We start from the raw sequence: 22947 nt of genomic DNA on the forward strand, positions 1-22947 counted from the left end.
ATCAATGAAAGACGGCCTACGAGGCTGGAGGGAGAGGTACATGAAACCGTCGCGGATGTTCTATGTCGCTGCACTGCTCGGCGGCACAATTTTGTCGTCAGAAGTTAACGCGCAGACGGATCAGATACACTCCCCGAAGATCCCGCCAGAGGCTGGGCTTCCTCGCCCGGTCGCGCGGGGTGCAACGGCGCATTCCGATGCAGGGGCAGCTACCCCGTCCCCAGCTGAGTCCGCTACCAGCCGATCCGAAGGCGAGATCGTCGTCACTGCCCGCAAGCGAAACGAGTCCGTGCAGGAAGTCCCGATCTCTATAGCGGTGGCATCGGGCGAGACACTGCGGCGCGTCGGCATCAGCAGTATCGAAGGGCTGACCGCAATCACCAGCGGGCTGACGATGCGCCGCAGCGCCAATCAGGTAACCGTGCCAACGCTGCGCGGACTCGGCACGGGAACGAGTTCCGAGACCTTCGAGCAGTCGATTGCCGAGTTTCTTGATGGCACCTATATCGGGCGCGCTCCAGAGTATGAAGGCGGCATCTTCGACCTTCAGCGCGTGGAGATTCTCAAGGGAACGCAGGCAGCCCTGCTCGCCAAGAATACCAGTCTCGGCGCAATCAGTTATGTGACGCGCAAGCCAGGGAACGACTTTGAGTATAATCTGAGCGGGGGTTATGAACTCGCCCTTGAGTCCTATAATTTCGAAGGCGGCGCGACCATACCATTGACGCAAAACCTTAGCGTCCGGGTTTCCGGGATGGCCCGACACCAGGGAGGCTGGGTCCGCAACGACATAACAGGCAATGACGATCCGCGAACCAATGCCTGGGCTGGGCGCATAATCGCTCAGTTGAAGCCGACCGACGATCTATCGGTCACGTTGCTTTATCAGCATTTCAACACGCGAACGAAAGGTAACGCGGTTGAATTCGTGGCGGACGTGCTGGGCAACGGCCAGCGATTTGCTTTGCTAGCAGGAAACCCGAACTTCGAAGCAAATCTCGACGGCCATTCTTCGCCCACTAACGGGGCTTTTGGAGAGCATGCGAAAACCACCGGTGATCGCCTCATCGGCACTTTGACCTATGACATTGGAGGCTCGACTCTCACATCGGTTTCATCTTACTCCCGTTTCGATCAGGATGTTACAGGCGACAAGGATTTCAATACCGGCCTGTATGCAAACCAGATCACCTACTTAGGAAACAAGCTGTTTTCACAGGAGCTGCGCTTTGCGTCTCCAGCCGGCCAGCCGCTCAACTATATCTTGGGCGTTTATTATCAGAACGAAGAATTCCAATATCGGCGCTTTTCGCAGACGCAGGTGATCGTTCCAAACGGGACCTTTTCAGACGGCTTGACGATTTCGACTGACACCTATTCCGCATTTGGGTCCGCCAACTATGAGATAACTAATGGCCTGAGCGCCAACCTCGGCGTGCGGGTAACGCATGAGCCCCGGCGGGGCGCCTATACCGACCGGATTTATTCCGTGCCCGGGTCCATCGTGGCACTTTTCCCCGCATTCCCGGCCGCAACACGCAGGATCAGCGAGACGAACGTCGACGGGTCCGTCGGTCTTCAATACAAGACATCTGGCGGTTCGCTCTATTATGCATCGGCATCGCGAGGGACCAAGAGCGGCACGTTCCTGAGCGCGCCGTCCACGCCGGCGACCGCAGTCATACCCTCGGAGCGCGCGACTACCTATGAGGCGGGGGCTAAGTGGACTCTTGACCAGGGCATATTCAACCTCTCGGTCTTTCACACCACGATTGACAATTTGCAGCAGGCCAATTTCAACGGATCGATATTCATCACCGATCCTCGGAAAGTCCGCAGCTATGGTGCGGAGCTTGAGGCGTCATACCGTCTGACCGACAGCTTGCGGAGTACGGCATCGATCACCTACGCCCATGCTCGCCAGGTCGCGGACGCCGCTCATCCCGACGACAACAGCCGGGTGGTAAACGCCCCTTTGTGGAGCGGTAGCGTCGGACTGGCCTACGACCAACCTGTGGGAAATGATTTTCGCCTCACAGCCAATGGCGATGTGGAATTCCGCTCAGAAGTCATCTTCGTCCCAGAGGCCAGCTCTGCTGGTTATGGCACTAACCCGCGAGTGGCTGTGGTGCCTCCCGGTAAAGCGAACGCAAAACTGAACGCGCGGATCGGCTTTGGTCCGCTTAGCGACAAATGGGAGGTCGCTGTGCTGGGCCGCAACCTGAACAACCGGCGAGTTCTGGGTTACGCCATTCCGGCGACTTTCCAAGCCGGTGCGGCCGTGGGTTCTTCGGACCTGCCGCGCACCGTCATGATCCAGTTCAGTGTAAAATATTAATCACCGGGCTGAACGGACCCTCGTTCGCCTGACTCAGTTATCGGAGAATATTATGCGGTCACAACCGCTGCTGCGCAGTGTGCTGTATGTCCCGGCTTCCAACAGCCGGGCGATCGAGAAGGCGCGTGGCCTCGACTGCGATGCTGTCATACTTGATCTTGAAGATGCGGTCGCACCTGACGCCAAGGAGACTGCACGGGCAAACGCGATCCTTGCGGCTGACACTGGAGGCTTTGGCGACCGCCAAGTCATCATTCGAGTCAATGGGCTGGACACGCCCTGGGGAGAAGACGACCTGCGTGCGGTCGCGCGTTCCAAAGCCGATGGCGTACTGGTGCCCAAAATTCGTGACGCTAGCGACCTGAGTGCAGTTCAGTACGCACTGAGCGATGCAGAGGATGCGTTGGCGCTCTGGGCGATGATCGAAACCTGTCAGGCTGTGATCGCCCTGCGGGAGATCATAGGCGCTCAAGACCCAAGGCTGGCCTGTTTCGTGCTTGGCACCAACGATCTTCTCAAGGAAATGCGCGGCCTGCAGATGCCTGACCGGGCCAATCTGATCGGCATGCTGTCGGCCACGGTGGCCGCGGCTCGCGCAGGAGGCCTGTCCGTGGTGGACGGCGTATTCAACGCTATCGACGATGCCGCCGGGTTCACGGCCGAATGCCGACAGGGCCGGGCAATAGGGTTCGACGGCAAGACGTTGATCCACCCAAGCCAGATCCAGCCATGTCATAACATATTCAGCCCATCGGACGCGGTGGTCATCGAAGCCAGGGCAATCTGCGACGCATTCGCTTCTCCCGAGAATGTCGCGGCAGGCGTCATACGGCTGAACGGGAAGATGGTAGAGCGGCTGCATCTCGAAATAGCCCAAGACGTTTTGGCGCAGGCGGCACGCATACAGGCACGCGCTTCGGCGACTGTCTCACCTCGGAGCGTCGAGTGATGTACGACGCCAATGCCGAGGCGACGTCCGGCATCCTGGCGGGCAAGTGCGCGATCGTGACCGGAGGCGCCGGAGGCATCGGCCGCGCTTACGGCTTGCGGCTGGCCCAACTGGGGGCAAATGTTGCCATTATCGACGTTGATTTACATGTCGCCGCGCGCTGGGGCGAAAAACTCTCGGCCGATACCATCGACGAAGAGCTACGTGCATATGGCGTATCCGCGCTCGCCATACAGGCGGACCTCTCCAATCGGTTAGCCGCAACCGCAGCGATCGACGAAATTGGCCGCACATTTGGTCGCATCGACATACTGGTCAATAACGCGGGGGGCGCGATCACGCCCATCGAGACGAGCTTCGCGTCACAATCAAACGATGCGGAACTCGCCAGTATTTTCGGGGTGAACTTCTACAGCATGGTTTATTGCTGTCAGGCGGCCCTGCCCATCCTGAAGCGACAGGGTGGCGCGATCGTCAACGTATCGACGATTGGCGTTGACCTTGCGCCCGCCAGCGGTGCGATCGCCGGTTATGCCGCCGCGAAGGCGGCAGTGCTTCGCTATACCCGCCACCTTGCCGTCGAAGTCGGCCCGCATGCCATCAGGGTAAATGCCATCGCACCGGGCATCATCGAAACTGCGCGGGTGATGGCCCAGTCGAATCAGCGCGATCTGGGGACGGACAAGCAAGCCCAAGTCATTCCACTGCGTCGCTTGGGCACCGCAGCCGACTGCACCGGAACACTGGAATATCTCGTTACGGACATGTCCCTATATGTCACGGGTGAATGTATCCGCGTGTCGGGAGGATATTCGCTTGTCGCAGCCGGTTGATGGTTCCGTCGTCATGATCGACGGCGACCTTCCCCCTCCGTATAGGTGCGCGCAGCGACGCTGGTACGTCGTCGCCATCTTGTGCCTGCTGTTCGCGGTGTCGATGGTCGACCGCTTCATACTCGCGCTTCTGATAGACCCGCTAAAAGCCGATCTTAGTGTAAGCGACACTCAGTTGGGCCTGTTGATGGGTGTGGCTTTCGCGGTCCTTTATTCGGTAATCGGATTCCCGCTGGCCCATCTGATCGACCGTCACAGCCGCAAGCTCATCCTGTTCGGAGGCGTGATGCTATGGAGCGGAGCGACGATCCTGTCCGCTCTGGCCTACAACTATACGCACCTCTTCATCCTGCGAAGCGGCGTAGCGATCGGCGAAGCGGTCCTGACGCCGGCGGCTGTCTCACTGATCGCTGACATGTTCGATCGTCGGGAACGGGCGTTGCCGACCAGCATCTACATGGCAGTGGCGGGCGTCATGGGGACCGGCGCTTTTGCGTTGGGCGGACTGGCCCTGCAATTTGCGCAGAGTCTGCAACCTGTGACGGGACTGGCGCCGTGGCGCGTGACGCTGATGATTGTCGGCAGTCCGGGCATTCTGATCGCGTTCCTCATAGTATTTACGCTGCGAGAGCCGCAGCGGCAGGGCGAGCCTGCCACGTCGGTGGACGTTCGTTCCGAGACGCGCGCGTACGTGCAGCGCAACTGGCGCTTCTTTTTGCCCTTCTTCATCGGGTCGGGCATCCTCAACATCTTGACCATGGGCCTGGTGGCCTGGTTTCCGGCGCTGCTGGCGCGCGGTTACGGACTTGCCACGGCAGAAGCCGGATACGTCATGACGATTGTGGGCGTACCCTGCTCCATCGTGGGTTCGTTCCTGTGGCCATGGGTTGCCGGTCGCTTAGAAGCGCGGGGCCATGGGGACGCGATGGTTCTCTTGCTCGTCGCCTGCAGCCTCCTGACTTTGCCTTTGGGATTGTTGCTGCTTGTCGCGCACGCCTCGCTGGCGGCTGCCGTGATTCTGGGCGTCCTAATTCTTGCCCTATCAGCGAACACGACACTGCCGCTGCTGGTGATCCAAATGGTCGCGCCAAATTGGTTGCGAGGACGGCTCGCTGCGTTGGAACTGCTTGCGTACAATCTGATCGGTCTTGCCTTGGGACCCGTCATTGTCGCGTGGTTGGGGGAGCAGTTTCCGGGAAATCCGCTAAGCTTGGCATATGGCCTGGCCATCACCGCCGTTATAGCCGGGTCAGGGTCCTTCCTCTGCTTCTTTGCCAGCAGGACCTGCTTTCTGAAAAACCTTGCCGCCGCCGATACTGCTTCCGCAGTCGCGGCCCATATCCATACAGTCGAGGACCGCCCCTATGCCGAGCCATGAATATGAAGACTTCATTGCGCCTTTCCGGGGAAAAGGAACTTTCGGACCGGAGTTGACGATTTCAGAACTACGGACGCGGTTCGAAATGCTGGCAGCAAATTTCTTCAAGCCCGCGAACGGAGCCGAACACGTTCCTACCCAGATCGCTGGCCTTGTTGCGGAATGGATCTACCCGCAGGGTTGCGACAGGACCAGTGTTGTCCTGTTTCTTCACGGCGGAGGGTACGGCATCGGCTCTATCGACACGCATCGCGGGATTGCCGGCAATATAGCCGTCAGTGCGGGTGTCGCCGGATTGGTCATCGAGTATCGGCTTGCCCCGGAACATACGTATCCCGCTGCGATCGATGACGCGATATCAGCCTATTCGGCGCTGCTTGCCAAAGGCTTTGCCTCAGACCGGATCGTGGTGGCGGGGGATTCGGCGGGCGGTGGCATGGCGTTGTCCCTGCTCATGGCAGCAAGGGACCGGGCGCTGCCGCTTCCCGCTGGCGCCGTTTGCCTTTCGCCCCTGACCGACCTGACCCACAGCGGCGAATCCGTCACGTCCCGCGCAAGCCGCGACCCGTTCGTCAGCGAAAGTGGCAGCCGCGCCTACGCCCACCGGTATCTCGGATCGTCCGGCGATCCGCACGACCCGCTGGCCTCACCTTTGTTCGGCAATTTCGCGGGCTTGCCACCGATCCTGCTCTTGGTCGGGTCTGAGGAGGTGCTTCACGATGATTCGACCCGGGTTGCCGCGAAGCTGAAAGCCCATGGCAATACCGGGGCGTTCGAGATCTGGCCCGATATGATCCATGTCTGGCCGATGTTCTACGAACATTATCCCGAGGCCAAGAAAGCGATTGCACGGATTGGTGATTTCGTGTCCGCCGCTATTTGCCGCGCAAACAAGTGATATTCCTATTGTAATAACTGAACATTTACTGCCGCGCTTCAAGTAATTTATGCAGTTTCGTACGCTTAAATACTGTATGAGAAATATAGCACAATAAAAATGAAGACACCTTTTGGCGCTTTGGTTCGGACATGCCTAAAATCATGCCATACCAATGCTGAAGATAATGATTTTTGGCGCGAACTTAAAGTTCGTGTAATTATGTGGGCGAGGCTTGAAAGACTATATCATCATAGGTGGCGGCACCGCAGGCTGCATTTTGGCAAGTCGGCTGAGCGAAGATGTTACCGCGCGCGTCACTCTTGTGGAGGCCGGCGGCAGCGGTGACGGGCTGCTCTATCGGATGCCGGCGGGATATCTTCAGCTCATGAAGTCGGGCAATGGGAACTGGGGCTTTCATTCCGTGCCTCAGGCCGGACTGGGCGGGCGCGCCATGTATTTCCCGCGGGGCCGCGTTCTTGGTGGATCAGGTGCGCTGAACGGGCTTGTTTATGTGAGGGGAAATCCCGGTGATTTCGATCACTGGGCCAGGCTTGGTAATCGCGGCTGGTCCTACTCCGACTGCCTGCCATTCTTCCGGGCAATCGAGTGTTTCGAAGGTGGCGAGGACGACTATCGGGGCGGCGATGGACCCATCGGCGTTTCCATCGCCGCCAAGCCAGATGACATGTCTCCCATCGGACAGGCTTTGATGGCGGCGGCGGCCGAAGCCGGCTTCCCGGCAACCCCCGACTATAACGGTGCGCAACAGGAAGGGTTCGCCCGGGCGAATGCGAACGTGTCGCGGGGCCGTCGTCAGAGCAGTGCGTCCACCTATCTCGCCGCCGCGCGAGGTCGTCGCAACTTACGGATCGTCACGAACGCGATGACGACTAGAATATTGCTCCGGGGCGGGCGCGCATATGGCGTGGAGTATCGGCATAAGGGTCGCACGGTTCAGTTGGAAACATCTGGAGAGGTAATCCTGGCAGGCGGCGCCATAAACTCGCCTCAACTTCTCCAATTGTCCGGGATCGGTCCGGCCGCGCTGCTGCGCGACCATGGCGTGCCGATGGTCCACGATCTTCCGGGGGTCGGCGAGAATTTGCAGGATCATGTCGGCGTGATGGTGAAGCAGGAGATAACCCAGCCATACTCCGCGCTTGCATATACGCAGCCGCTAAAGGCGCTGATGGCTTTGTCGCAATATCTGCTTTCGGGAACCGGCCCAGCGACGTCCAATGGCATGGAAGTGCTCGCCTTCCTCAAGAGCCGTCCCGGCATCGATTATCCCGATGTCCAGTATCATTTCCCGATGCTGCTCTACACCGACCATGGCCGTGAAATCATCCAGCGCGAGGGGTTTTCCGCCTATGCGAATGGCTTGCGGCCCAACAGCAGGGGTCGGGTGACGATCGCGTCCGCCGATCCTGCCGCTGCGCCGCGTATCGACCCAAATTATTTTTCTGATCCCGATGACCTGCGGGTCACGCGCGACGCCATTCATATGGCGCGCGCGCTGATTGCCCAGCCGGCTCTCGATGGTTTCCGTGGGCCGGAGTTGGAGCCCGGCAAGGATGTTCGCGACGATACGGCCCTGAATGCTTTTATCAAGCGCACGGCCGTCAGCGTCTACCATCCCGTCGGAACGTGCAGCATGGGCCAGGGCCCGCTGGCGGTCGTTGATGATCGCCTCCGCGTGCATGGCGTCGAGGGCCTGCGCGTTGTTGATGCGTCAATCATGCCGACCATCACCAGCGGCAACACCAATGCGCCTACCATGATGATCGCCGAACGGGCGGCGGCATTCATCGCCGGTATCGACCCGGTTCACCATGACTGACGGCGAAGGGCACGAGATGGCGATCATAGCAAAGTGCCGGAACATAGCTGTTCCCGAGCAGATCGTGGACCTGCTGCTCGACCCGACCGCCTATGCCAATGACCGGGTATTACAGGCTTATGCATGGTTGCGGGAAAATGCGCCTTTGGCGGTGATCGAACGAGAAGGCTTTGATCCTTTCCGGGTGGTGACGCGCTACGCTGACATTCGGGAAATCAGCCGCCGGAACGACCAGTTCCATGCTGGCGCCCGATTCAATCCGCTGATCGACAAGGCTGGCGCGGATTTCATTCTCTCGATCAACGACGGCAGTCCTCATCTGGTCGATTCCATCGTTTTCATGGACTCGCCCAGACACATGCCACACCGGCTCCTGACGCAGAACTGGTTCATGCCGTCGAACCTGCGCAAGCTGGAGGATCGCATCCGTGTCATTGCGCGCGATGCGATTGACAGGATGGCGGCAATGGACGGACGCTGCGATTTCGCCAAGGATGTTGCCTTCGCTTATCCGCTACACGTCATCATGAGCATCTTCGGCGTCCCGGCGCACGATGAGCCGATCATGCACAGGCTCACGCAGGACCTTTTCGGGGGGCAGGACCCTGAGGTAACGGGCGCTTTCCATGCGCTGGATGCGGAGGCCTATGCCGCTAACCTCCATAAGACAGTCGCGGGCTTCAGCGACTATTTCGCGGCCCTGAGCGCAGACCGACGGGCGAATCCGCGGGACGATCTGGCGACGGTCATCGCGCATGGGCAAATCAGAGGCGAGCCGATCGGCAAAAGTGCGGAGACCGGCTACTATATCGCAGTGGCGACGGCTGGCCACGACACCACGTCCATATCGACGGCGACGGCCATGGAACAACTGGCTCTGAACCCGGACCAGTTCGCTAAGGTGCAGGCGAACCCCTCGCTGATCCCTTGCCTTGTTGACGAGGCGATCCGCTGGGCCACGCCTATCAAGCACTTCATGCGCTCGGCAGCCGTGGACACCGAATTCGCTGGCGAGCAGTTGAAGGCGAACGAATGGCTCATGCTTTGTTATGCGTCGGGCAACAGAGACGAGACGGTATTCGACGCGCCCGAGCGGTTCGACATTGAGCGTAGTCCCAACCCCCATCTCTCATTCGGCTATGGCGCGCACCTGTGCATCGGTCAGCATCTCGCCAAGCTGGAGATGAAGATTCTGTTCGAGGAATTGATCGCGCGCATCGCATCGGTCTCGCTGGACGGCGAGGCGTCGAAAACGAAATCATGGTTCATTAGCGGCATTCGCTGCTTGCCCGTCACATTCACCCTGAAGTGATCCAGTCATTCTGGCACGACAGTTACGATGATGACCAACTTGCCCGAAGCGGGCCGATACTTTTCTGGAGATCGACATGACCATCCCTGAATTCAGCCATCTGATCGGCGGTCATTGCGTTAGAGGCGCAAGCACTTTCGAAGTGATCAATCCCGCGACGGAAGAGATCGTCGGGCTCGCACCCGATGCCACGGTCGCGCAACTCAACTTGGCCGTGGCATCGGCGCGCGCCGCGTTTCCCGCCTGGCGTGACCTAGACTTGACGGAACGGCAGGCCAAAGTGGCGGCCCTCGCCGGCGTTTTCGCCGCCAATATCGACGAATTGAAAAGGTTGCTCACTGCGGAACAGGGCAAGCCGCTGGATGATGCGCAGGTCGATATCATGACGGGATCCTATTTCTGCCAGCTGTCGTCTATGTTGACCCCACCGGTCGAGGTTAACGAGGATTCGGCAGAGCGGCTGAGCGTGACGCGCCACGTACCGCTGGGAGTCGTCGGAGCCATAGCTCCCTGGAACGTGCCGATCGGGTTGGCGTTCTGGAAGGTGGCTCCAGCGCTGGTCGCCGGTAACACCGTCGTGCTCAAACCTTCCCCCTTCACGCCCCTTACCACGCTGCGCATTGCGGAACTTCTGCGCGAGATGCTGCCGCCCGGTGTGCTGAACGTCCTCTCAGGCGGTGACCGTCTCGGCCCCTGGATGACCAGTCATCCCGGACTCGACAAGATCAGCTTCACCGGCTCGACGGCCACGGGGCGCAAGGTAATGGAAAGCGCTGCGGCAACTTTGAAACGTGTGACGCTGGAACTAGGTGGCAACGATGCCGCCATCGTCCTGCCGGGCGTAAACGTGGCGGAGGTGGCGGAAAAACTGTTCCAGGCTGCATTTGGCAATTCAGGCCAGATCTGCATTGCGACCAAGCGTCTATACGTTCACGACGCGATCTATGATGCCTTTGCAGATGCGATGGTCGCATTGGCGGACACCGCCAAGATCGGTGATGGCGCAGAGCAGGGCACACGCTTCGGTCCCATCCAGAACCGGGCCCAGTTCGACCGCGTCCAGGACCTGATCGCCGACAGCCGCGAGCAGGGACACCGCTTCCTCACTGGCCTTGACCAAGCCGTTCCCGAACGAGGATGGTTCATACCGCTCACCATCATCGACAATCCGCCGAGCAATGCTCGCATTGTTCAGGAGGAGCAATTCGGACCGGTCTTGCCGCTGTTGCGCTTTGACGATGTCGACACCGCCATCGCGCTGGCAAACGACACCGACTATGGACTTGGCGCCTCGGTTTGGGGGCCATCCGAACAGGCAGCACTGATCGCCGAGCGACTGGAGGCCGGAACTGTCTGGGTCAACGAGGTTCAGACGGTCAGCCCGAGCGCGCCATTCGGCGGTCACAAACAATCCGGAATAGGGTCCGAAAACGGACTTCACGGACTCTTGGAATACACAAATCCTAAAGTGATCTCCATCGCGAAGACGGCGGGAAGAGGCGTGAATGGAAGTTCCACCTAGCCAATCAGCGGTGCGCATTCTTAGCCATTACTGAAGCAAAACCAACATGGACATCATAAGAAAAAGGGGAGGTTTAAGATGCAAACTTTGAAGATCCTGTTGGCCAGTGGCACGGCAGTTGTCGCCTGGTCCTGTCCAGTTTTCGCGCAAGCCCAGGTCCTTCCGATGCGTGCCGAAAGCAGTGCCGAGACGACGACAGTGCCGCAAACGTCCGCGTCAGCGGACGACGGTGCGCTGATGGACATCGTGGTAACGGCCCAGAAGCGCAGCGAATCTATCAACTCCGTCGGCATGTCGATCACCGCAGCGACCGCGCAGGATCTTTCCCTGCGCCAGGTCCGGGATGTACAGGATCTGGTCAAAATCGTACCGGGCCTGACCTATCAGCCATCGCCCTATGGCACCCCGGTCTACACCATTCGAGGCATCGGACTGTATGACAATGGTTTGGCATCGTCGCCCGCCGTGTCCATCTATGTCGATGAAGTCCCGCTGTCCTTTCCAGCGATGACCGACGGCGCCGCGTTGGACGTGGAGCGAGTGGAGGTCCTCAAGGGGCCTCAAGGAACCCTATTCGGCCAGAATGCCACGGGCGGCGCGATCAACTATATCGCAGCCAAGCCGACCTCAGCGTTCGCTGCGGGCGGCTCCATTTCCTACGAGCGCTTCAATCGCTTTGAGGGTACGGCATTCATATCCGGGCCGATTACCGATCGACTTCGCGCACGCGTCGCCTTGCGGACCGTGCAGAGCGGCGACTGGCAGCGCAGTACGACGCGAAACGATACTTTGGGCGAGTCTAATCAATGGTTTGGCCGCCTTCTGGTGGACTGGGATGCCACTGACAGCATTACGTTCAATCTCAATATCAACGGCTTCCGCAACCGTTCCGAACCACAGGCACCTCAACTGCTTAGCAACCTGCTCAATGTCATACCTTCCGCAACGCCAGCCAACCCGTTCGGCATCGTCGATCCGGTTCGCTACGCCCAACTCACCAATCCCGCGAGCGCAGGCTATGACCCTGGCTTTGCCAGTCGACAGCATCTGGTTTTCGCGCGTCTGGCAGGGTCGGCAGGGGCCGCTGTCGCCGCTGGAACGCGCGCCTTCCTGGGCGCGCCCATCGCAGCAAACAACGCACGCGCTGCCGACTGGACGCCGCAAAGCGCGTATCCCGAGCGCCTCGCGCGCGATTTCCACCAAGTGTCGCTGCGCGCCAATCTGGACCTGAGCGACGATGTCAAACTCGTTTCCATCTCATCCTACGCCAAACTCAAAAGCGATCTGTTCCAGGACCTGGACGCGACGCCTGTTTCGGCGCTTGATTATCATCAATATGGAACGGTCGAGACTTTTTCGCAGGAACTGCGCCTCGTAGGCTCTCTGAACAAACTCAATTGGATCGTGGGCGGCAATTATGACCATGTGGACCATGATGAAAATTCGTCACCGACAATCCCCTTGCTATCTTTGAATGAAGCCATACCAAGCCTGCCATTTAGCGAATTTGACGCAAACCTCAAACAGAAGGCAAAGACTTATGCCGCATTCGCCAACGTCGATCTGGAGGTATCGCCAGGCCTGACCGTCCAAGGCGGCGTCCGCTACACAAACACGCGCCGCCGCGCTGCTTATTGCGCAGCAGACAACAGTGTGAATCAGAATCTGTCGACGACTTTCACCATATTGCAGTCGGCATTTTCCCAGCTTGGTCTCAAGTCGACACCCGTCCGGCCGGTAGGACTTGGGCAATGCTACCAGCTGACACTCGCCCCTGATCTTTCTGCGAGCATCACGCCCGACCAGCAACGGCTCAACGAGGAAAATGTCTCGTACCGATTCGGCGTCAACTATAAGATCGATTCAGGACCATTGTTGTACGCCAATGTCAGCCGCGGCTTTAAATCCGGGATATTCTCCCCGATCGCCGGAACATCGGTGAGCCAGGAGACGCCCGCCGTCCAGGAGCGCGTCCAGGCATATGAGGCCGGATTCAAGACTGCCCTTTTCGGCCGTCACGTCCAGTTAAACGGAGCGGCATTTTATTACGACTATAAAGACAAGCAAGTCCGCGCCAAAGCCATCGATCCCATCTTTGGCTTGCTGGAGAAGCTTATCAACGTTCCTAAATCGACAGTGTGGGGGTTCGAGGGCGAGATCGTGGCGCGGCCCTTCCGCGGTCTTAACTTGTCATTGGGCGCAACTTACCTCAAATCCACCGTCGAAGGAGGCGGGACCGGCTTTTATAATTCCAATGGCTTTTCCGGCACGTTCGACGGGTCGCGTCTTCCCTATACGCCCGAGTTCATGGCTGTCGCCGATGCCCAATATGAATGGGATGTCAGCGACCGTCTGAAAGCATCTCTTGGAGGAACGCTCAACCATCAGAGCGGGACCAACGCCACCTTTTCGACGACCGCACTGCCTGCCGATGCCTTCTTTATCAAGGGGTTCACCACTCTAGACCTACGAGCAGGCATCGGTACTAACGATGATAGGTGGAAAATTTCGCTATTCGGCCGCAATGTGACCAATACCTATTATTGGTCCACTACCATATATGGCAGCGACACAAGCTACCGCTATGCGGCAAGGCCTGCCACCTATGGCGCGAGTTTGGCGGTTCAGTTCTAAAAAAGGGCTACGCATCATCTGGTCGCGCGAATGTCCTTAGATATAGCCCAAGCCTAATCGTAGCGGACCCGCAACCATTCGGGAATCCGCTACGGAGTTTTCGGACGGACTGCCTATTTGTCGGTCAAGCCGACTAGCTTGCTTTGACTTGCGGTGGACAACTTGCGTTGGACAATAGCTGTTCACCAGCGCTCGAAGCAGTTCGCCTGTGCGAGTCAAGCAAAGTGTCGGTCGACCATGATCTCGGAATGTGGTCGTTGGGCCTGCATCGGATCCACCATCGCTGGATCAGTCGATGCCTAATGCGCGTATGCCCTGAATGACATTTCGATTTCCGAGTCTCATTCAGGGTCATACGGACTGACTTTGATACGGGAGTTAGCGTACCGTAATTAGACTGTTGCTAACACTTGTCCGCCCTACGGCGGGCGTTCCGGGACCACCACTGTCTGAGAGGCTCGCCGGCAGCCCATCAATAGTGCGTTGCGTTCAGGCTATGATAAGCCGAGGAGCGCGTCGGCGTTGCCGTGAGCGATGCGCGCCCGATCTGCAGGAGAGACCGGCAGGTTGTTGAGGAACGCCGTCGCTTCGTCATTGGGGCTGTAGGGATAATCGACCGAGAACAGGATGCGATCCGCACCGAAAGCGGTCAGAGCGGCAAGAAATGCGGATGTGTCGAAGAACCCGCTGGTCGTGATCCAGACCTGATCCAGGATCGTTTGCGAGACGTCCCGGTCCAGTCCCAACGCCGCACCTGTCCCGAACATGGCATCGACACGTTTCAACATCATTGGCAGCATCTCGCCCATATGGCCGATGATCAGCTTCAGACTTGGATTTCGATCGAGCGCACCGGACAGGACGAGGCGCAGGATATGAAGGCCTGTTTCGGCGTGCCAGCCGAATCCTGCGTTTGACAGGATGAAAGAGGTAAAGTCCGGCAGCCCCTGAAAATAGGCATCCCGAACGGCACGTGGCGCAGGGCCGGGATGGATGTACAGGGGGCAGCCCAGCGTCGCGGCACGCGACAGGATCGGCGCAAAGCGCGGGTCGTCTAGGAACAGCCCATCGGTGGTCCCATTGATCGAGGCACCGCGGAAGCCGAGCTGTTTCACGCACCGTTCTAGTTCGTCGGCGGCTGCTTCGGGTTCCTTCATGGGAAGGTGGGCGAACGCCGCAAAACGATCCGGATGCCGTTCGACCGCCTGCGCTAGTCGATCGTTATACTCGCGCGCAAAGCGCACGCCTTCCTCACCAGCCAGCATCTCAGCACCCGGGCCGACGACGGAGAGCACTTGCAACGTGATCCCGGTTTCGTTCATCGAGTCGATGCGTTCCCCCTGCGTATCGCTCAACGCCCGGTCCAGCGCACTTAGCTCCTCGCCATCACCGGTTGGCGCCCACCCCGCCGGCACCCATCCGGATGCGGCTACCTCCGATGCAGGAATTCTGTCGGCCAGTTCGGGGAGCAACACATGTTCTTCCAAAGCAACTATACGCATGATCTTGATTCTCCAGGTGGTGTGGATTCAAATGATCGTCCAGGGCCGCAGCGGGAGCGCGGTGCCCTGGACGATCGTATCCGAATGGTTTTCCCGGCAGCTTTGCCCGCTACACGATTTCCTCCGGGGTAATCGGCAGGTCGCTAACTCGCGGTCGCGTTCTAGACGGTTGGCTGCCTCGGCGAGGCGAACCGGCGAGCCTTAAGCGACGTGAATCTGCTTCGACATCGTGTCGGTCTGGCGGGATTCGTAGATCGTCTGGGCATCGGTCGAGGCGATGTAGCCCCACGGGCCCATCTCCAGGCCGATTCCGCTCTGCTTGACGCCGCCGAACGGCTGGGTCGGGAACACGTTGTCGCTGTGCGTATTGACCCATACCATGCCGGCCTCGAGGCGCCGCGCGAGCTCGGCTCCACGGGCGGAGTCCTTCGTCCAGACCGAACCACCAAGACCAAACTCTGTGTCGTTGGCGAGTTTCAGCACCTCCTCGACATCGGAGAACGCGATGATCGGCATGACCGGTCCGAACTGCTCCTCGTCCACGACCCGCATACCGTGGCGTGCGTTGGCCAGGATCGTCGGTGCGTAGAAATAGCCCTCGCGATCCAGCTTATAGCCGCCGGCGACGGCCTTCGCGCCCTTGGCCAGCGCGTCTTCGACGATGTCGCTGACCTTCTCGAACTGGGCCAGATTCTGCAAGGGGCCGAGCTGGGTGTCGTCGTCCATGCCGTCACCGAGCGTGACGGTGCCGGCGATCGCAACGAGTTCGTCGGTGACTTCGTCGACGATGCTTTCGTGGACGTAAATGCGCTTGGCAGCGATGCAGAGCTGACCGGAATTGCGGAAACTGCCCCAGAAGATGCGCTGCGCGATGACCTTCGGATCGGCATCCCCGAGCACGATCGCCGCGTCGTTGCCGCCGAGCTCCAGCGTGACGCGCTTGACGCCGGCTGCGGCGGCCGCTGCCACCTTCTTGCCGGTGGCCGTCGAGCCCGTCATCGTGATCTTGCGGGTGAGCGGGTGCTGGGTCAGCTCGGGGCCGAAGCTCATGCCACCGCTGACGACGTTGAGCACACCGGGAGGAAAGACTCCACGCAGCAACTCGCCCAGGAGCAAGGTGGTCAGCGGGGTGTAGGGCGAGGGCTTGAGGATTACGGTATTGCCGGCAGCCAACAGTGGCGCGATCTTGCAGGTGGCCAGGATGATCGGGATGTTCCAGGCGGTGATGGCGACGGCGGGGCCGATGGGCTGACGGATGACGGCGGAGTAAGCAACCTCGTCGTCCTGGATCACGTCCGGGGCGATCTCGAGATCGGCGTAGTAGCGGAACACCATCGTTGCGGCAAAGATCTCGATCCCGGCGTCAGCCTTGGGCTTGCCTTGCTCCTTCACCAGGATTTCGACAAGCCGCTCGGTGTTCGCTTCGATGATGTCGGCTGCAGCGTGCAGCGCGACGCGACGCGCATCCTTGGCACTGCGCCAGGTCTTGAAGGCCTCGTGCGCGGCGGTCATGACCTCCTCGACCTGCTCGGGCGTGCACTCTGGCGCCTGCGCGAATACGGCGCCGGTCGCTGGATTGATCACGTCGAAAGTGCCGGTGATCGGCGCAGCAACGCCGTTGATTGTCTGGGTGTATACGTGCTCGGACATGAAGCCTCCGGTGAGATAAAACAGGATATGAGACGGTATCCTTTTTGTATTTCCCGACTAGTCGGAGAGTTTGGACATCACTATTCCGTAGGGACAAACAATCGGCTATCATTAGGCATGGATCGTATTGCAGTCATGCGTCTCTTCGTTCGCATCGTGGAGCGGGGCAGCTTTACTGGAGCGGCGGTGGATCTCGGCCTGCCCCGGGCGACCGCGACGACCGCGATCCAGCATCTTGAACGCGATCTGGGGGTGCGGTTGCTGGATCGGACCACCCGCAGCGTCCGGGCCACGCTTGACGGTGTCCTCTACCAGGAGCGGTGCGTTCGGCTGCTGGCGGATTTGGACGAGACCGAAACCATCTTTCGCGCAACCGAACCACGAGGGCCGCTGCGGATCGATCTCCAAAGCACGCTCGCTCACCGGTTCATCATGCCTGCCCTCCCGGACTTTGTTGCGCGATACCCGGACATCGCCCTGAATCTCAGCGAGGGAGACAGAATTGTGGACCTCATCCCCGAGGGCGTGGATTGCGTCCTTCGCGTGGGCGACCTTCCCGATTCCGGCCTTGTCGGACGAAAGGTCGCAAGCTTGAACCAGGTGACCCTGGCGACCCCCGCCTATATCGCGCGCCACGGCGAGCCGCGAACGCCTGATGATCTCGAGGGCCATCTCATGGTTGGTTACACTGCGTCAGCGACCGGCAAACCCTATCCGCTGAAATTCGGAGAAGACTATCATTCCCGCGAGATCCTCCTGCCCTTTCAGATCAAGGCCCGGGGGGCCGAAACCTATACGGCCGCTGGTCTCGCCGGTTTGGGTCTTATCCAGATCCCACACAGTTGGGTCGACCATGAGATCGCAGCCGGTGCTTTCGTTCCGGTCATCACCACTACGCCTCCGCCGCCTCTGCCGGTGTTCATCCTCTACCCACAGAACCGGCACCTGGCATCCCGCCTTCGGGTGTTCATCGACTGGATCATCGATGTGCTTCGGCCTCTGAACGGGCCGAAGGCGCCTTAGGTGAGGCCTCTCGCCGAGGCAGCAGCTTAGCGTCCGATCAGGATAGCAGGCTAAGGCAGAACAGGCATTAATGTTCGCCCTACCGTACGATGGGTGTCGGCAACCACATGATCGCGGCGGCTATCGCCTGATTGTCGGCCACTGAAGTCATGGGGCGGCGGTAAGTGCCGAACCGAAGACCGCCACAATCGATGCAACCTACCTCAAGGTGCACCGCCCGGCATCGAGACTGCGGTTAAAAAATGGGGTCTCGGACGCCTAATCGGCCGCACAAGAGGAGGCATGAACACCAAGCTGCATGCCGTCGCCGATGCGAACGGCCGCCCCTTGAGCTTCTTCATGACGGCGGGCCAAGTCAGCGACCATCCCGGCACGCAGCGCTGCTGGCCCACGCCGGGCATACGGGTGCAACTTTCCTACCTTTCAGCACAGAATCGACTATGACTTCGTCTGAATGACAGAAAAGCTGCACCATCCATGATAATAAGATGCATTGGAAAATCAGGCCGGAGTGGTATCCGGTTTACAACGAAATATAAGCCAGCGCAAAAACCTCATGATTACATCTACCTATTACAAGTGTAATTAGCAGATGAATAGTTAACGTCATGATGCGTAACTTGGAATGTCTTCAAGCCACCATATGAAATGCACCTGCTCTCCGCATCCTGGCGAAGCTGAGTCAATCGAATATCCGGGTAAGCCAAATACCCCCCTATCTGAACTGTGCCCGATTGATTTGCGAAAGCTGCCGTCGCGGTAAAGGTTGCGCAGAAAGCAGAAATAAAAATCAACGATTTGGCGGTTATTTTATTGCGGTTCATAAAAGCTCCTAAGACAGACTTTATCTACAAAAAACTAGTGAACTTCAGAATATAATATATGACTTTTGCGAGTCAATAAGCAATTTTCCGTGTGCTTTCTTCGGATTTTGGTGAAGCACGATAAGAGTTATATCGTTAAACTGATTACAATTTAAGGGGAGATTATATATTTTATTACATATGAAATAATATCGATCACATTATCTGGGAATTTTTCTTGAACTTGAGCAAGCGAAACTTTACCCTTTTGACAATTTCTAGAGCGTCGCAGAAAGGAGCGAGGGATGTTGCAGTATCTAGATGGTCATTTCGCATGCTCCATTTCAGCGATGGCGTTGAGCGATCCATACCGTTCTCGTCAGTGGCTAACTATCCAGACTTAGCGAAGGGCAATTCCTGGAAGCCGTGGTGCCATGTGATTCCCCCACCCACAGTGACGAGATTGTAGTCGTCGCGCCCTCGCGAGGGACCGCAATCGGTGCCCCTGTTCCGTTGGCGCAGTGGAGTGCAGCCGAGATCGGAAGTTATGGGATCGGCTCAGTCAGCGATCTGGTGCGTCGGCTAGGGCCGGGCGCGGCTGCCGCCGCTGGCGTTGCGGCGAACGCCGGCCCCTTGCTGCTGCTAAATGGCCGGCGGATCGCTGACGAAGCCGAGATTGGCGCAATTCCGGCGGAGGCGATCGCGCGCATTGAGGTTCTCGCGGCGAGCGTTGCAGTTCGATACGGCGAGTCGCCAAATCGACCGGTGATGAATTTCGTCTTGAAGGAACGGTATCGGACCAACACCGGCAGCGGATCGTCGGGCACGGCGATGTCCGGCGGCGGGCGTTCGCACGGAGCCGGTCTCGGGACCTTCCGGCTGGCCGGCGATCGCCGCGTCAACGTGGCTGTGGCGGTCGGCGGCTCCGCGATCGTCTATGGTCCCCACGAAGTGATCAACGGGATCAGCGATTGGACAATCCTTGCGCCGAAAATCGAGACCGCCAGCGTCCAAATGACCGCTGCGACGGATATCTACGGCTTGGCCTTCACTACCTTCGGCGCAACTTTCGATATCAAGCGCGAAGTCGAACCGGTGCGCGGCCAGTCAAACCGCCGCGCGCACCAGGTCAGCGTCGAACGTCGCCTGCACCTTGGTGCGACCGCCGCCAATCACGTGGGGCGATGGCGTCTGTCACTGACGACAGGGTTCGACCGCACCATTTCAACTGCCCGGCAGGTCGGAGTCGGCACGGGCGCGGCCTGGAACAACGCCAGCACCTCTTCTTTCAGCGTCGCTTTCTTGGGCGTAGGTCCCCTCGGCCGCCTACTAGGCGACGGCACTACCGCATCCGTGGCGTTGAATGCCGGCCTAGGCCGGTTCGACAGTAGCTCGTCCGCGAATGTCGCCGGATCAGCAGCGCACGACGACCACCGCTGGTCCGGCCGGCTCGGCCTGAACCTGCCGCTGCGGCAGGGCGACGAGAGCGGAACCGGCGCATTGAGCCAGACTGCCTCTCTTACCATAGAAGGCGCCGCTGAGTCTCAAATCCTCTGGAGCGGTACAAGCGATACGAGCTGGAGCCCTGTGCGTGGCGTGCTAGCCAATCTGTCGCTGGCGATGGAGCGGCATGGCGCGCCTCGCAGCCAGCGCAAGGGAGCCATTACGATCCAGCCTGCCACGACCGTCTTCGACGATCGCCGCGACGAGCTTGCGACTGTCACCCTCATTAACGGCGGTAATTCCTTACTCAGGGAAAAGACGCAGACACTGCGGATGGCGGCGCGGCTGTCCTGGCGCCCGTCCCAGAAGCTGCCAGTCAATGTCAGCGCGCAGGTCACGGAGTTTCGCGAAGACAATGGCCGCGTCGCTATTTCGGCGTCCTCTTCCCTGCTGGAGCAAGCCTATCCAGAGCGTTTTGTGCGCGACGCCGTTGGGCGCCTGCTGGTGCTCGACGCACGCCCCGCCACCGTTCGCTATTCGAATTATCGCGATCTTGAGCTGTCGCTGCTCGCCAGTGGTGCAATAGGCGAGGCGTCCGCGGTAACGATCTACACTGTCGCGTTAACGTTCAAGCGGCGATTGGAAAGCCGGATTGCGTTGGCGCGCGGCATCACGATCGCCGGTCCCTCAGCCGGCCTCGGACCAGCCGACGAGAGCGGCACCAGCGTCGTCTTCAGCGGCAGTGCGGCGAAGGCGAGCTCGGGAGTCGACTTGAACGTGTCGTGGGCTGGCCGCGCCAGCAGTCCGAGCGAGATTGGCAAGCAGACGGACCGCCGGCCGGCCTCGCTGATGATGACGGCTGAGATCTTCACGGGCTTGGCGGCATTGTTCCCACGATCGAATCTCGCGCAGAACACCAAGCTGTCACTGTCGCTGTCCGGCCTTTATCTAAAGCGCCCGCGCCTGGGGCTGGGAAACAGCGCGATTTCCAGCGCCGAGGAAATGGTGGCATTGGGAGCCCGTCCCGGGGCCGTGCTGCTCCGCCTCGAGAAACGGCTTTGACGCTGCGCCGGACCGACACCCGGCTTGGTGCCTGGCCATCGCGGAGCGTGAGCAGCTTCGGCAGAGCTACTTCCAGACGAAGGCGGCGCGCGGGGCCGTGGACCTTACGCTCTCGCCGACATAAAGCTTGGGGCATCCATGTGATGAAGGGCCGATCAGTCGAACCCCGCTATGCCGAGTAATCCGCAGGCCAGCGAAACCATACCGCGATCGCGCGACGCGTTCGCGGGTTTCCGCTTCATGCCGCTTCCGCTGCCCGCCATCCATACGCTTGCTGGCATTGAGCCGGACGCCACGAAGAACCGGTTAATTTTACCGTGATGTCGCATGGGAAGTGGGGAGGCCTGACAAAGGGGCCATTCCCGTCGCCCGCCATGTGTTTGTCGCAGCCACCGGACGGCAGCTATCTTCGCGTAAGCGCTCCGAACCAAACATTCCGCAATCGGCCATTTGGGAAGCCCAACGAAAAGACAGCGGCTGGATAGTCAGACGGTGAGCAAGCCCGCCGTGGAAGGGGACGGCCACCCTGTTTGATCCGCCCACACAACGGCGCTCATTGTCCCGTTCCCTTATGCTTGGCCTTGTTGTAAGTAATTGGGAATCCAATGCGATTCCCGATTCCAGCAAGAACGAACTGGGGCTTTTCTGGGGGCCTTATCGGTCATCCCATTTTCATTAGATATCTGAAAATAAACACATAGCTATTGTGAATTGGATTCCGGCTCGGCCATCGCCAAACAATTGATTTTCAAAATTAAAATTCAATTGTTGGCGACATTGTCAGGCAGCCATCTGCTCCCTGTGCAACCCATGGGCAGTGTCATCCCATGGGCATATGGCCCGAACCGGCAACGCCGCTAAAAATGCAGAAACCGCACCGAGATTCGTTCAGGCGTCGCGCCGCACCTGTCCGATGGCCCTCTTCCACCATCACCTGCACGCCGACCGTCATTGCCGACTACAATCGACCAGTCTCCATGTCGTGGATTTGAATAGTCCATATGGCGGCGGCTTGACCGCGCCTCTTTCAACAGCGCCATGCACTTCGGAGTCGGATCACTAGCAATCGACGCACAACTGGTCCATTCATACGCGGCCCAACGAAAATCGAATTGCTGGCGATGCGAATTATTATGGACGCCCCGGAGTTGTCGGGCAACGATATGCGGCCGCAAAAAACCGCTTCCCGTCAAGCCGGCTTGTCGGCAAACCATATCGCATGAGCCTGGACGATCACAGCGGCCTGGAAACCCTGTATGGCATTCACCGGGCCGACCTTCGGCGCTTTCTGATCGCACGCACCGGCGATGCGGCCGATGCGGACGATGTGCTTCAGGAACTTTGGCTGAAGGCGCGAAACCTTCAGGCCGGGCCGATCGAGAATGGTCGCGCCTATCTTTACCGCATGGCGCAAAATCTCGTCGTTGACAGGCTGCGGGAAAAGCAGCGGCGCATGGAGCGGGAGCGGCGCTGGAGCGATCAGGCGACCGACTTTGCCGTTGCGGGTGTCGAACCATCCGATCGAAGCCAGAACGCTGAAGAGGCGATTTTAGCGCGTGAGGAAGTCGCGACGTTGGTGTCGGCCATTGGCAACCTTCCCGACGGCGCGCGCAAGGCATTCGAATTGCACAAGATCGAGGGGCTGAGTCACGCGGACGTCGCCACACGGCTTGGCATCAGCAAGAGCGGCGTCGAGAAACATATGGCCGTGGCGATGAAATATCTGCGCCGCGCGCTGCAGGACTGAGGTTATGCTGTCACGCTATCGTCACAGAAGG

Annotated in this window: 14 protein-coding genes and 1 pseudogene; 13 read left to right on the plus strand and 2 right to left on the minus strand. The window is 59.3% G+C overall.

The window, feature by feature from the left end; translation table 11 throughout:
- Nucleotides 1–40 precede the first annotated feature (40 nt).
- From K9B33_RS05015 to K9B33_RS05055, 9 genes are all read left to right on the plus strand, one after another.
- Nucleotides 41–2338 carry a TonB-dependent receptor gene (locus K9B33_RS05015; RefSeq protein ID WP_224547141.1) on the plus strand — a complete coding sequence of 766 codons (2298 nt, stop codon included), beginning with the start codon at nucleotides 41–43 and terminating at the stop codon, nucleotides 2336–2338.
- Between the two features lie 52 nt (nucleotides 2339–2390).
- Complete coding sequence (locus tag K9B33_RS05020) at nucleotides 2391–3287, plus strand: HpcH/HpaI aldolase/citrate lyase family protein (protein ID WP_224547143.1); 897 nt, start codon at nucleotides 2391–2393, stop codon at nucleotides 3285–3287.
- On the plus strand, nucleotides 3287–4120 hold the full coding sequence (locus K9B33_RS05025; protein WP_224547144.1) for an SDR family NAD(P)-dependent oxidoreductase: 834 nt from the start codon (nucleotides 3287–3289) through the stop codon (nucleotides 4118–4120). Before K9B33_RS05020 ends, K9B33_RS05025 begins: the two co-directional genes overlap by 1 nt.
- The gene (locus K9B33_RS05030) at nucleotides 4104–5498 is read left to right on the plus strand and encodes an MFS transporter (protein WP_224547146.1); all 1395 of its coding nucleotides are present in this window, start codon (nucleotides 4104–4106) and stop codon (nucleotides 5496–5498) included. The genes K9B33_RS05025 and K9B33_RS05030 overlap by 17 nt, the downstream gene beginning before the upstream one ends.
- On the plus strand, nucleotides 5485–6396 hold the full coding sequence (locus K9B33_RS05035) for an alpha/beta hydrolase (RefSeq protein ID WP_224547147.1): 912 nt from the start codon (nucleotides 5485–5487) through the stop codon (nucleotides 6394–6396). Before K9B33_RS05030 ends, K9B33_RS05035 begins: the two co-directional genes overlap by 14 nt.
- Before the next feature lie 214 nt (nucleotides 6397–6610).
- The gene (locus K9B33_RS05040) at nucleotides 6611–8218 is read left to right on the plus strand and encodes a GMC family oxidoreductase (protein ID WP_224547148.1); all 1608 of its coding nucleotides are present in this window, start codon (nucleotides 6611–6613) and stop codon (nucleotides 8216–8218) included.
- Nucleotides 8211–9530, plus strand: coding sequence for a cytochrome P450 (locus K9B33_RS05045; RefSeq protein ID WP_224547149.1), 1320 nt, complete (start codon nucleotides 8211–8213; stop codon nucleotides 9528–9530). Before K9B33_RS05040 ends, K9B33_RS05045 begins: the two co-directional genes overlap by 8 nt.
- A gap of 76 nt (nucleotides 9531–9606) precedes the next feature.
- Nucleotides 9607–11052: an aldehyde dehydrogenase family protein gene (locus K9B33_RS05050; RefSeq protein WP_224547150.1), complete on the plus strand. Its 1446-nt coding sequence runs from the start codon at nucleotides 9607–9609 to the stop codon at nucleotides 11050–11052.
- Nucleotides 11053–11130: 78 nt separating this feature from the next.
- Complete coding sequence (locus K9B33_RS05055; protein WP_224547151.1) at nucleotides 11131–13686, plus strand: TonB-dependent receptor; 2556 nt, start codon at nucleotides 11131–11133, stop codon at nucleotides 13684–13686.
- 494 nt (nucleotides 13687–14180) lie between these two features.
- Here K9B33_RS05055 and K9B33_RS05060 read toward each other — a convergent pair whose 3' ends face one another.
- Complete coding sequence (locus K9B33_RS05060; RefSeq protein WP_224547152.1) at nucleotides 14181–15188, minus strand: amidohydrolase family protein; 1008 nt, start codon at nucleotides 15186–15188, stop codon at nucleotides 14181–14183.
- A gap of 201 nt (nucleotides 15189–15389) precedes the next feature.
- Nucleotides 15390–16838: an aldehyde dehydrogenase family protein gene (locus K9B33_RS05065; RefSeq protein ID WP_224547153.1), complete on the minus strand. Its 1449-nt coding sequence runs from the start codon at nucleotides 16836–16838 to the stop codon at nucleotides 15390–15392.
- Between the two features lie 117 nt (nucleotides 16839–16955).
- On the opposite strand from K9B33_RS05065, the gene K9B33_RS05070 reads away from it, so the two are divergent.
- The 4 genes and pseudogenes from K9B33_RS05070 to K9B33_RS05085 all read left to right on the plus strand — a co-directional run bounded on the left by K9B33_RS05070 (nucleotide 16956) and on the right by K9B33_RS05085 (nucleotide 22916).
- Nucleotides 16956–17861 carry a LysR family transcriptional regulator gene (locus K9B33_RS05070; RefSeq protein ID WP_224547155.1) on the plus strand — a complete coding sequence of 302 codons (906 nt, stop codon included), beginning with the start codon at nucleotides 16956–16958 and terminating at the stop codon, nucleotides 17859–17861.
- A 163-nt stretch (nucleotides 17862–18024) separates the two neighbouring features.
- A pseudogene (locus K9B33_RS05075) lies at nucleotides 18025–18233 on the plus strand (IS5/IS1182 family transposase); the annotation flags it as partial.
- A 1064-nt stretch (nucleotides 18234–19297) separates the two neighbouring features.
- The gene (locus K9B33_RS05080) at nucleotides 19298–21169 is read left to right on the plus strand and encodes a hypothetical protein (RefSeq protein ID WP_224547157.1); all 1872 of its coding nucleotides are present in this window, start codon (nucleotides 19298–19300) and stop codon (nucleotides 21167–21169) included.
- Between the two features lie 1219 nt (nucleotides 21170–22388).
- A complete protein-coding gene (locus K9B33_RS05085) occupies nucleotides 22389–22916 on the plus strand; it encodes an RNA polymerase sigma factor (protein ID WP_224547159.1) in 528 nt (175 codons plus the stop codon).
- Nucleotides 22917–22947: the final 31 nt, after the last annotated feature.

The organism is Sphingobium sp. 3R8 (genome assembly GCF_020166615.1).
Lineage (GTDB): Bacteria > Pseudomonadota > Alphaproteobacteria > Sphingomonadales > Sphingomonadaceae > Sphingobium > Sphingobium bisphenolicum.

Coding starts and splice junctions, on each gene's coding strand:
- K9B33_RS05015 (WP_224547141.1), top strand. CDS start 41: ATGAAACCGTCGCGGATGTTCTATGTCGCTGCACTGCTCGGCGGCACA.
- K9B33_RS05020 (WP_224547143.1), top strand. CDS start 2,391: ATGCGGTCACAACCGCTGCTGCGCAGTGTGCTGTATGTCCCGGCTTCC.
- K9B33_RS05025 (WP_224547144.1), top strand. CDS start 3,287: ATGTACGACGCCAATGCCGAGGCGACGTCCGGCATCCTGGCGGGCAAG.
- K9B33_RS05035 (WP_224547147.1), top strand. CDS start 5,485: ATGCCGAGCCATGAATATGAAGACTTCATTGCGCCTTTCCGGGGAAAA.
- K9B33_RS05045 (WP_224547149.1), top strand. CDS start 8,211: ATGACTGACGGCGAAGGGCACGAGATGGCGATCATAGCAAAGTGCCGG.
- K9B33_RS05050 (WP_224547150.1), top strand. CDS start 9,607: ATGACCATCCCTGAATTCAGCCATCTGATCGGCGGTCATTGCGTTAGA.
- K9B33_RS05055 (WP_224547151.1), top strand. CDS start 11,131: ATGCAAACTTTGAAGATCCTGTTGGCCAGTGGCACGGCAGTTGTCGCC.
- K9B33_RS05060 (WP_224547152.1), bottom strand. CDS start 15,188: ATGCGTATAGTTGCTTTGGAAGAACATGTGTTGCTCCCCGAACTGGCC.
- K9B33_RS05065 (WP_224547153.1), bottom strand. CDS start 16,838: ATGTCCGAGCACGTATACACCCAGACAATCAACGGCGTTGCTGCGCCG.
- K9B33_RS05070 (WP_224547155.1), top strand. CDS start 16,956: ATGGATCGTATTGCAGTCATGCGTCTCTTCGTTCGCATCGTGGAGCGG.
- K9B33_RS05085 (WP_224547159.1), top strand. CDS start 22,389: ATGAGCCTGGACGATCACAGCGGCCTGGAAACCCTGTATGGCATTCAC.